Annotated in this window: 8 protein-coding genes and 1 riboswitch; of the genes, 1 reads left to right on the plus strand and 7 read right to left on the minus strand. The window is 74.7% G+C overall.

Annotation, left to right across the window (positions count from 1 at the left end):
- Nucleotides 1–154: 154 nt before the first annotated feature.
- The gene (locus tag AB0O40_RS36510; RefSeq protein ID WP_365050341.1) at nt 155–1,399 is read right to left on the minus strand and encodes a cytochrome P450; all 1,245 of its coding nucleotides are present in this window, start codon (nt 1,397–1,399) and stop codon (nt 155–157) included.
- 340 nt (nt 1,400–1,739) lie between these two features.
- On the opposite strand from AB0O40_RS36510, the gene AB0O40_RS36515 reads away from it, so the two are divergent.
- Nucleotides 1,740–2,909, plus strand: coding sequence for a steroid 3-ketoacyl-CoA thiolase (locus AB0O40_RS36515; protein ID WP_365050343.1), 1,170 nt, complete (start codon nt 1,740–1,742; stop codon nt 2,907–2,909).
- 138 nt (nt 2,910–3,047) lie between these two features.
- Here AB0O40_RS36515 and AB0O40_RS36520 read toward each other — a convergent pair whose 3' ends face one another.
- The 6 genes from AB0O40_RS36520 to AB0O40_RS36545 form a co-directional block, all read right to left on the minus strand.
- Nucleotides 3,048–3,452 (minus strand): transglycosylase SLT domain-containing protein, encoded by a 405-nt coding sequence (locus AB0O40_RS36520; RefSeq protein WP_365050345.1) that lies wholly within the window; start codon nt 3,450–3,452, stop codon nt 3,048–3,050.
- A gap of 407 nt (nt 3,453–3,859) precedes the next feature.
- Entirely contained in the window at nt 3,860–4,696 is an 837-nt protein-coding gene (locus AB0O40_RS36525; protein WP_365050346.1) for an ECF transporter S component, read from the minus strand.
- Nucleotides 4,693–6,519, minus strand: coding sequence for an ATP-binding cassette domain-containing protein (locus tag AB0O40_RS36530; RefSeq protein WP_365050348.1), 1,827 nt, complete (start codon nt 6,517–6,519; stop codon nt 4,693–4,695). The genes AB0O40_RS36525 and AB0O40_RS36530 overlap by 4 nt, the downstream gene beginning before the upstream one ends.
- A complete protein-coding gene (locus AB0O40_RS36535; RefSeq protein ID WP_365050350.1) occupies nt 6,516–7,709 on the minus strand; it encodes an energy-coupling factor transporter transmembrane protein EcfT in 1,194 nt (397 codons plus the stop codon). The genes AB0O40_RS36530 and AB0O40_RS36535 overlap by 4 nt, the downstream gene beginning before the upstream one ends.
- Nucleotides 7,706–8,428, minus strand: a complete 723-nt coding sequence (locus AB0O40_RS36540; RefSeq protein WP_365050352.1) for an SCO2322 family protein — start codon at nt 8,426–8,428, stop codon at nt 7,706–7,708. The genes AB0O40_RS36535 and AB0O40_RS36540 overlap by 4 nt, the downstream gene beginning before the upstream one ends.
- Nucleotides 8,428–9,672: a prenyltransferase/squalene oxidase repeat-containing protein gene (locus tag AB0O40_RS36545; protein WP_365050354.1), complete on the minus strand. Its 1,245-nt coding sequence runs from the start codon at nt 9,670–9,672 to the stop codon at nt 8,428–8,430. The genes AB0O40_RS36540 and AB0O40_RS36545 overlap by 1 nt, the downstream gene beginning before the upstream one ends.
- 129 nt (nt 9,673–9,801) lie before the next feature.
- Nucleotides 9,802–9,873: riboswitch (cobalamin riboswitch) on the minus strand.
- Between the last annotated feature and the right edge of the window lie 347 nt (nt 9,874–10,220).

Consider the following 10,220-nt stretch of genomic DNA (forward strand, 5'->3'; position numbering starts at 1 on the left):
GCTGCGTGGTCACGCGCTCCTGCCCCACGAGGTCGTCCCATACGCCGCTCATGCCGGCCTCCTCGGTCTCGTCCGTCCGCCCCAATTGTGACCCCTGCCGCCGGGTTCCGGGTCGGCCGGCTCGCCGCACACGGCCTGGCCGACCTGGAAGTCCTCAGCCGTGGCTGACTTGGAGTTCCTTGATGCCGTTGAGCCAGGCGGCGCGCAGCCGGCGCGGCTCGGGGCCGGTGAGCCGCAGGTCGGGCAGTTCGTCGGCGAGGGCGTTGAAGATCAGGTCGATCTCCAGGATGGCCAGGGACTTGCCCAGGCAGAAGTGGGGTCCGCCGCCACCGAAGCCCAGGTGCGGGTTGGGGTCGCGGGTGACGTCGAAGGCGTCCGGGTCCGCGAAGACCTCGGGGTCGTGGTTGGCCGAGGAGTAGAAGAGGCCGACCCGGTCGCCGGCGCGGATCTTCTGCCCGCCGAGTTCGGTGTCCTGGGTGGCGGTGCGCTGGAAGGAGACCACCGGGGTGGCCCAGCGGACGATCTCCTCGGCGGCGGTGGCCGGGCGGTCCCGCTTGTAGAGCTCCCACTGGTCGGGGTGGGTGAGGAAGGCGTGCATGCCGTGGCTGATCGCGTTGCGGGTGGTCTCGTTGCCCGCCACGGCCAGCAGCAGCACGAAGAAGCCGAACTCGTCGGAGCTGAGGTTGCCCTGGCCCTCGGCGGCGACGAGCTGGGTGACGATGTCCTTGGCCGGGCACTGCTTGCGGTCGGCGGACATGTTCATCGCGTAGCCGATGAGCTCGATGGCCGCGTTGGAGCCGACCTCCTCGGTGATCGCGTACTCCGGGTCGTCGTAGGCGACCATCTGGTTCGACCAGTGGAAGATCCGGGAGCGGTCCTCCTGGGGTACGCCGATCAGTTCGGCGATGGCCTGGAGCGGCAGCTCGCAGGCGACCTGGGTGACGAAGTCGAAGCTGCCGTCGCCGGCCGCGGCCTTCGCCTCGGCGACGATCCGCCGGGCCCGCTCGCGCAGCGCGTCCTCGAGCCCGCGGATCGCCCGGGGGGTGAAGCCGCGCTGGACGATCTGCCGGACCCGGGTGTGCTCGGGCGGGTCCATGTTCAGCATGATCAGCCGCTGGGCGTCGATCTGTTCGCGCGCGATGTGCTCGTTGAAGCGGATGATCGCGGTGTTGGTGGTCGAGGAGAAGAGCTCGGGGTGCGTCGAGACGTACTTGACGTCCGCGTGCCGGGTCACGGCCCAGTAGCCCTCGTCGTCGAAGCCGGTGATGCCGCGCGGCTGGGGGCACCACCACACCGGTGCCGTCTGGCGCAGCTGGGCGAACTCCGGGAACGGGACGCGGTCTTGGAGGATGTCGGGGTCCGTGGCGTCGAACCCCTCGGGCAGCGCTGGGCAGGGCATCGGCAACTCCAAAGTCTGACGGCCCATCAGAAGTTGGCTCGAAGGTAGTAACGAGTTCTAGAAGTCACAAGGCCCGCGGCGTCAACTGTTGCCGTCCGCGGGGGCGCGCGCCAGCCCCGGGCGCGTGCGGAAAGTGTGCAAGTCCCGCGCAAGAGTCTTGCGTAGCCGGGGTTCCGGTCATAAGACTGCGGGGAGAACTAGAACGCGTACTAGTTCGGGGGTTCGGGCCGTGAGGCGCGGTGGACCCGGACCGGACGTTTCGCACGACTCGCACGACACGACACACAGCCTGCCGCGAGGCGCCGGGACGCCCCGCCGCTGTGGAGGAGAGGACGAGCTCATGGCCGCGGAACCCGTCATCGTCGAAGCCGTACGGACCCCCATCGGCAAGCGCGGAGGAGCGCTCGCCAACCTCCATCCCGCCTATCTCCTGGGCGAGACCTACCGTGAGCTGCTGGCCCGTACGGGCATCCAGCCCGACTGCGTCGAGCAGATCGTCGGCGGCACCGTCACCCACGCCGGCGAGCAGTCCATGAACCCGGCGCGCAACGCCTGGCTCGCCATGGGCCTGCCGTACGAGACCGCCGCGACCACGGTGGACTGCCAGTGCGGCTCCTCGCAGCAGGCCAACCACATGGTCGCGAACATGATCAGCGGTGGGGTGATGGACATCGGCATCGCCTGCGGGGTCGAGGCGATGAGCCGGGTCCCGCTGGGTTCCGGTTCCAAGCACGGACCGGGCAAACCGTTCCCGGACGAGTGGAACGTCGACCTGCCCAACCAGTTCGAGGCGGCCGAGCGGATCGCCCGGCACCGCGGGCTGACCCGCGAGGACGTCGACCGGCTCGGAGTGCTCTCGCAGGAGCGGGCCGCGGTGGCCTGGGCCGAGGAGCGCTTCAAGCGCGAGACCTTCGCGGTGCAGGTGCCCACCACCGAGGACGAGCAGCGCGCCGGGCAGGGCATGTGGCGGCTGGTCGACCGGGACGAGGGGCTGCGGGACACCTCCATGGAGGGGCTGGCCCGGCTGAAGCCGGTGATGCCGACCGCGGTCCACACCGCCGGGAACTCCTCGCAGATCTCCGACGGGGCCGCGGCCGTGATGTGGGCCTCGCGCAAGATGGCGCGGGCGCTGAAGCTGAAGCCGCGGGCCCGGATCGTGGCCCAGACGCTGGTCGGCGCGGACCCGCACTTCCACCTCGACGGGCCGATCGACGCGACCCGGGCGGTGCTGGGCAAGGCCGGGATGTCGCTCAAGGACATCGACCTGGTGGAGATCAACGAGGCCTTCGCCTCGGTGGTCCTCAGCTGGGCCAAGGTCTTCGACCAGGACCTGGAGAAGGTCAACGTCAACGGCGGCGGGATCGCCCTCGGCCACCCCGTGGGGGCCACCGGCGCCCGGCTGATCACCACCGCGCTGCACGAGCTGGAGCGGCGGGACAAGGAGTTCGCGCTGATCACCATGTGCGCGGGCGGTGCGCTGGCGACCGGGACGATCATCCAGCGCCTCTGAGTTCGGGTGGGCCGGCCCCTGCCGGGGCGCCGCGCCCGCTCCCGTGAAGCCCCTGGGGATGGGGGAAGGCCCCGGTAGCCGGCCTGGGGAGGCCGGCCACCGGGGCCTTCGTCACTGCGTCTGGGCGGCTGGGCCGGCTCAGTACCAGTGGTGGGTCTGCCAGAAGCTCCAGGCGCCGACGGGGGAGCCGTAGCGGGAGTTCATGTAGTCCAGGCCCCACTTGATCTGGGTGGCCGGGTTGGTCTTCCAGTCCGAGCCCGCGGACGCCATCTTCGAACCCGGGAGGGCCTGGACCAGGCCGTAGGCGCCGGAGGACGAGTTGGTCGCGGTGTGGTTCCAGCCGCTCTCCCGCTCGACGATCTTCGAGAACGCGGCGAACTGCGCCGGGTCCTTGATCATCTGGTGTGCGATCGCCTTGGCGTTCATCGGGGCAGCCTGGGCCGGCACGGCGGCCAGGAGCGAGCCGGCGGCGGCGAGGCCGACGACGGTGCCCGCGAGGGTCTTCTTGCTGGCGGCGATGCGGCGGATGAGGGTGTTGGACACGGAGGGGGCCTTCCGTAGGGGACAGGGCGGTCGCGGGCATGCCGGGGACACGCGTGAACCACTCACGCCGGTGAGATGGGTTTCGCGCAGTCCGTGATCCGCGGGGGATCCGGTCTGCCGGGGCGGGTGATCCGGGGGTGAAGCTCCCGGGCCGCCCTTGCGACTCATCCAGTTCTACGCGGGTTGCCGCGGGGTGGCAACGACCCCCGTTACTACCGCGGGTCGTAGCGGGGGCGGGAGGTCCCGGGGGCCCGACGGGTCGGCGTCCGTGCAGGTCGGAGGGGATGTGAGGGGGGCGTAAAGGGGACGCCGGGAGCCTACGAGGGCGCTTCGTATGTGACCTGGGTCCTGTGGGCCGCCTCACCGCCAGAGGGGTGGAATGTCGCTTTCCGTGGCAGCCCGTCACTCTATTGGGGGTGCTTCAGCTGTCCGTTTTGTGGTGATTCGAAGGTGGCAGGGGCCTCGAAGGCGGCCTTTCGGGTGGCCCGCCGCAGCGCCCGCAGCAGCGTCCCGCCGAGGGTGAGCGTCAGGACGACGGTGAGGACCGCCCGGCCCAGGTCCCAGCCGAGGGAGGTGGCGGCGCAGTAGGCGAGGAAGCGGACCAGGTTCTCCGTCAGCGGGTCGCCGGGGTGGAAGGAGATGCCCGATCCCATGCCCTGGAGGAGGACCCAGCCCTGGAGGTTCATGACCGTGCCGTACGCGAAGGAGCCGAGGAAGCCGTACGCCGCGAGCATCGCGAGCTCGGGCCGCCCCCGCAGCCCGTCCGGTCCCGGCAGCAGCCCGGCGCCCAGCGAGAACCAGCCCATGGCCAGCATCTGGAACGGCATCCAGGGGCCGACCCCGCCGGTGAGCAGGGCGGAGGCGAACATGGTGACGGCGCCGAGCACGAAGCCGAAGCCGGGGCCGAGGACCCGGCCGCTGAGCACCATCAGGAAGAACATCGGCTCCAGGCCGGCGGTACCGGCCCCCAGCGGGCGCAGCGCGGCCCCGACCGCGGCGAGCACCCCGAGCATGGCCACGGCCTTGGCGTCCATCCCGCCGTCGGAGAGGGTGGCGACCACCACGCCGACGAGCAGCGGCAGCAGGGCGGCGAACAGCCAGGGGGCGTCCTGCGAGTGCGCCAGCCCCGACTGCCCGTCGGCCAGCAGCGGCCACCCGAAGGCGACCACGCCCACCAGCGAGACCAGCACGAGCGCGACGGCGGCGCGGGGGCCGATCCGGACGGGGCGGGAGCGGGGGGTCATGCGGATGCCTCGGGCTCTTCGGTGGGCGGGGGGCCTTGCGGCCGGGCGCCCTGGGGCCCGGGCTCCGGGGTGCCGGGGTGCCGCTCGGCGTCCTCGGGCCCGGGCTCCCGGGCGGCGAGGGCCCCGGCGACCTGGGTGACGGTGAGCCAGTGGCCCGGGGCGAGGATCTTGGCCACCTGGGGGGCGAAGGCGGGGGAGGAGACCACGACCTCGGCCGTGGGACCGTCCGCGACGATCTCGCCGCCGGCCAGGATCGCGACCCGGTGGGCCAGCTCCGCCGCCAGCTCCACGTCGTGGGTGGCCAGCAGCACGGCGTGGCCGCGGGCCGCCAGGTCGCGCAGGATCTCCACCAGCCGGGCCTTCGCGGCGTAGTCCAGACCTCGGGTCGGCTCGTCGAGCAGCAGCAGGGCGGGGCGGGCGGTCAGCACGATCGCCAGGGCCAGGGCCAGCCGCTGTCCTTCGGAGAGGTCGCGCGGGTGGGTGTCGTCCGCCACGCCGGGCACCAGGGTCCGGACCAGGTCGCGGCAGGTGCCGGGGGTGGCCCCGGCGTCCTGGTCGGCGGCCGTGCACTCGGCCGCGACGGTGTCGGCGTACAGGAGGTCCCGGGGCTCCTGGGGGACGAGGCCGACGTGGCGCATCATGTCGGCGGGGCGGGTGCGGTGGGGGTCCCGGCCGCCGACCGCGACCTTGCCGCCGTGCGGCGCCTGGATGCCGACGAGCGTCGTGAGCAGGGTGGACTTGCCGGCGCCGTTGCGGCCCATGAGCGCGGTGATCTCGCCGGGCCGGAGCGTGAGGTCGATCCCGTGCAGCACCTCCGCCCGGCCGCGGCGCACGGCTACGGCCTTGAGCTGGGCCGGGGCCGGGGCTTCGGGGCTCCGCCCCGGACCCCGCGCCTCAAACGCCGGCGAGGCTGGAGTGGTCCCCCCGGCCTCCAACGTCGCCGGGGCTGGAGTGGTCCCCGTCGACTCGACGGCAGCGGACGGGTCGGCCGGGTCCCCCATAGGGGCCTCCGACAGCCGGGCGCGGAGGGCGGTGGCGGCGCGGCGGGCGTCCCGGACCGAGAGGGGGAGGGGGGTCCAGCCGGCCAGCCGGCCCAGGGAGACGACCGGGGGGTGGACCGGGGAGACGGACATCATGGATGCGGGGGAGCCCAGGAGCGGGGCCCGGCCCGGGCCGGGCAGGAGCAGGACCTGGTCGGCGTACTGGACGACCCGCTCCAGGCGGTGCTCGGCCATCAGGACGGTCGTCCCCAGGTCGTGCACCAGCCGCTGCAGGACCGCCAGGACCTCTTCCGCCGCCGCCGGGTCCAGCGCGGAGGTCGGCTCGTCCAGGACCAGCACCCGGGGGTGCGGGGTCAGCACCGAGCCGATGGCGACCCGCTGCTGCTGCCCGCCGGACAGCGAGGCGATCGGCCGGTCCCGCAGTTCGTTCAGGCCCAGCAGGTCCAGGGTCTCCTCGACCCGCCGCCGCATGACGGCCGGCGCCAGCCCCAGGGACTCCATCCCGTAGGCCAGCTCGTCCTCCACCGTGTCGGTGACGAAGTGCGCCGGCGGGTCCTGCCCGACCGTGCCGACCAGGTCGGCCAGCTCGCGCGGCGGATGCGTGCGGGTGTCCCGCCCGCCGACCGTGACCCGGCCCCGCAGCGTGCCGCCCGTGAAGTGCGGGACCAGCCCGGAGACCGTCCCCAGCAGGGTGGACTTGCCGACGCCCGAGGGCCCGACCAGCAGCACCAGCTCGCCCTCGGGGATCGTCAGGTCCACCCCCGACAGCACCGGCGCGGCCGCGCCCTCGTAGGTCACGGACACCTGCTCGAACCGGATCACTGCGACGGCTCCTTCGGTACGGGCGCCACGAAGGCGGGCAGCAGGCCGATCAGGACGGCTCCGGCGGCGCCGAGCGGCAGGACGGGGGCGACCAGCGGCAGGACGCCGGGGCGCAGGGCCTCCGGGTCCCGGCCGGCCGCCAGGATCAGCAGGGCGGCGACGGCGATGCCGGAGCCGGCCACCAGCCAGGCCCGCACCCCCCACCGGTCGGGGCGGTAGGAGGTGCGCAGGCTGCGCCGGCCGCCGAGCCAGAGCCCGGCCAGCGCCAGTGCCAGGCCGCCCAGCAGCACCGGAAGCCCGTACTCCGCGCCCTCCGCGCCGAGCAGCCCGTACGTACCGGCGCACACGCCCAGCAGGCCGCCGATGGTCAGCGCGCCGGTCAGCCGGCGGACCCCGGCCGGTACCTGCGCGGTGCGGCCGTAGCCCCGCGCGTCCATGGCGGCGGCGGTGGCGACGGAGCGTTCGAGGGCGCCCTCGAGGACCGGCAGGCCGATCTGGAGGATCGCCTTCACGCCCCCGGTGGGGCGCCCGCGCAGCCGCCGGGCGGTCCGCAGCCGGGCCACGTCCGCGACCATGTTCGGCGCGAAGGTCATGGCCACCACCACCGCCACCCCCGCCTCGTACAGCGCGGCGGGCAGCGACTTCAGGAGGCGGGCCGGGTTGGCGAGCGCGTTGGCCGCGCCGACGCAGATCAGCAGGGTGGCGAGCTTCGCGCCGTCGTAGAAGGCGAAGAGCAGCTGCTCGGCGGTGACCCGGCCGCCGATCCGGATGCCCTTGGCCCAGTCGGGCAGCGGCACCTCGGGCAGGGTCACGATCAGGTGCGTGCCGGGGATGGGCGAGCCGAGCAGCAGCGAGAAGACCAGCCGGATCAGCAGCACCGCGAGCCCCAGCTTGAGGAAGGCGGTGTACGAGCGGGCCCAGGGCGCGTCGGTCTTGCGGGCGGCGACCACGTAACCGGCGGTCGCCACGATCAGTGCGAGGAGGATCGGGTTGGTGGTGCGGCTGGCCGCGGTGGCCAGCCCGAGCGCCCACAGCCACCAGGCGCCGGCCGGTACGGCGTTCCCCCGCCGGGCCTGCGGGGCCGCCCACCGGCCGGCCCGGGGGCGGCCGCCGGGGCCGCCCCCGTCCGGGCGCGCCGCCGCCCCCGCCGCAGGGGCTGCGGCGGGGGTGGGACGGACGGTACGGCTCACCGGACGCGGCGGCGGCGGACCTGCCAGAGGGCGGCGCCGCCCAGGGCCAGGACCAGGGCGATGCCGGCGACGAGGCCCAGGGAGGTGCTGCCGGAGTCCGAAGCGGAATCCGCGGCCGAGTCGGTACCGGGGGTCGCGCCGGCATCCGTACCGGCGGAGGCGGCGGCCGAGCCCTGCGGCGCGGGGGTGCCCTCGGCCTTCGGCTCCGAGGCGGTCACCTGCTCCCCGCAGCCCTGCTTCGGGTAGCCGGAGATCGCGCACAGCATCGCGGCGCTGTCGTACCGGAGCGGCTTGGCGACGGCGGCCAGCGCCTCGGCGGCGCTCGCGGCGGGGTCGACGCTCGCGCAGGCGGTGCGCAGCGCGGGCGGCTGCTCGCTCCCCGGGGCGTCCGCGGGCACGCCGAAGTCGATGACCAGGGCCACCCGCTTCTTCCCCGGGACGGCCGGGGTGTCCCCGCAGACGGCCTGGAAGTCGGCGGGCCGGCGCGGCTGGTGGGCGTCCTTGGAGTCCGCGCTGACAGCGAAGCGGAATCCCTCGACCGCGCCGTCGACGGGCCGGGCCGTGCTGGGGCCCTCGCCCGCGTACACCCAGGTGTTGTCGGCTCCGCCGCCCTGCCAGAAGGACCAGTAGCGGTAGCCGGTGGCCAGCGCCGGCCCGGCGCCCAGCACCGTCAGGAAGGTGCCGAGCGCCAGGGCCAGCGCGGCGAGCCGGGTGCGCATCAGAGCTGGTTCTTCTTGCGGCGGCTGCTGAGGAGGAAGCCGATGCCGATGCCGGCCATGGCGCCGGCGCCCAGGAACCAGCCGACGTTGGAGGACCCGCCCTTGTCCTCCTTCTCCTTCTTCTCGTCCTTCTTGCCGTCGGCGGCCGCGGTGGCGGTCTGCGGGGCCGGGCCGGTGGCGTTCAGCTGGGCGACCAGGTCGGTGCCGCCGAAGGCCTTCGGGTCGGCGCCCGCCGCGTGCGCGGCCAGCACCAGGCCGGCCAGGCCCGCCGGGTTGCCCTTGGCCCAGGCCGGGCCGTTCTTCTGCAGCCAGGTGAGGGCGCCGGCCGCGGCGGTCTTGTGGCCGCCGGCGGCCAGGGCGATCACGGCGTCGGCGGTGTTGCCGACGTCCGCGGTGGGCTGGTCGGCGCCCGGGGTGACGGCGACCAGGTGGCCGTCCTTCTTCAGGGCCTCGGCCAGGTAGAAGGCGGCGCCGGCGGCGGCGGCCGGGGCGTCGGCGGGGCCGGTGGCCGGGCAGGTGGGGGCGGCCACCGGCGCGTCGGTACCGGCCGGGGTGACCAGCGCGTACTTGCCGAGGCCGGCCAGGGCGGCGGCGGCCGTGGCGTCGGCGTTGGGGGCGAGCTTGCCGGCCTTGTCGGGCTGGTAGCCGAAGGCGCCGCGGTCGGCACCCTGGGCGGCGCAGCCGACCTGGAAGGTGACCAGGGCGTCGGGGCCGCTCTTGCCGGTCTTGGACTTGACCTCCGCCGGCTTCTGGCCCGCGGCGGCCAGGGCGCCGATCACGACGGAGGTGGAGTTGGCGTCGCTCGGGGTGCCGGGGCTGTAGCTCCAGCCGCCGTCGGCGTTCTGCACGGACTTCAGCCAGGCCACGCCCTTGGCGACGGCGGCGTCGTGGCCGCCGAGGACCGCCAGGGTCTGCACGGCGGCGGCGGTGGCGTTGCTGTCGAGCATGGTCTTGGCGTCGCAGGCCTTGGCCGCGTCGGGGCGGAAGGAGGCGAAGGCGCCGTCGGCGCACTGCTGGCCGGTCAGCCAGTCCACGGCCTGCGGGGCGGGCGTCAGGCCCACGGCGTGCTGGGCGAGCAGGGCGAAGGACTGGCGCCAGACGCCGTCGTACGTCGGGTCCGCCTTGCCGTACAGGCCTGAGGGGATGACGGGTGCCGGGCTCGGGGCGGCGAAGGCCAGGGGGGCGGTGGCCCCGCAGAGCACGGCGGTGGCGGCGAGCGCGGTGGCGCTGCGGCGGACGGTCATGGCTGGGCGGTGCCTCTCCTGCTGGGGAGCGGGAGGCAGGCACGGTTGCGCCGGGCTCCGGCTCCGTATACCTCGACGGTGCCGGCCGCCGGTTGCCTCCGGCGGCGCGAGCCGTGTACGTCCTCGGCGGGGCAATCCGGCTTGTCGCCAGCGGGGCGGCTTACGGTTGCGGGTCAGCGCCGGCCTCGCACCGGCTTTCCCCCACGGGAAGTGTTACGACCCCCCCACCCTACCGGGACCCCCCTCACCCCCTCGCCCCCACGGCGCACGCCCCGCCCCCTGTGCTGGGCATACCAGCCCCGCCGGCGCTTGAGGCGACCGCCGCGCAGCGGCGGTGCGGGGGATCCGGGGGCGGAGCCCGCCGGTTTCGGGAAGGGGCGGGGTGGGGCTGGCTCCGCGCAGCGGCCGGGCGCGGGCCCGGACCCCGCGCCTCAAACGCCGACGGGGCTGGGATGTCCCCGGCGCGGCCGGACGCAGAGGATGGGCGGGGCCCAGGTTTCGGGGGGGCGGGCCGGGCCCCCCGGGCGCGCGCGCGGGGGGGCGGGGGT

It is taken from the genome of Streptomyces sp. NPDC089919 (assembly GCF_040684615.1).
Taxonomy (GTDB): Bacteria; Actinomycetota; Actinomycetes; order Streptomycetales; family Streptomycetaceae; genus Streptomyces.

What these genes read in the sequence shown, in the direction of transcription:
- AB0O40_RS36510 (WP_365050341.1), bottom strand. Translation starts at nt 1,399, where the DNA reads ATGCCCTGCCCAGCGCTGCCCGAGGGGTTCGACGCCACGGACCCCGAC.
- AB0O40_RS36515 (WP_365050343.1), top strand. Translation starts at nt 1,740, where the DNA reads ATGGCCGCGGAACCCGTCATCGTCGAAGCCGTACGGACCCCCATCGGC.
- AB0O40_RS36525 (WP_365050346.1), bottom strand. Translation starts at nt 4,696, where the DNA reads ATGACCCCCCGCTCCCGCCCCGTCCGGATCGGCCCCCGCGCCGCCGTC.
- AB0O40_RS36540 (WP_365050352.1), bottom strand. Translation starts at nt 8,428, where the DNA reads ATGCGCACCCGGCTCGCCGCGCTGGCCCTGGCGCTCGGCACCTTCCTG.
- AB0O40_RS36545 (WP_365050354.1), bottom strand. Translation starts at nt 9,672, where the DNA reads ATGACCGTCCGCCGCAGCGCCACCGCGCTCGCCGCCACCGCCGTGCTC.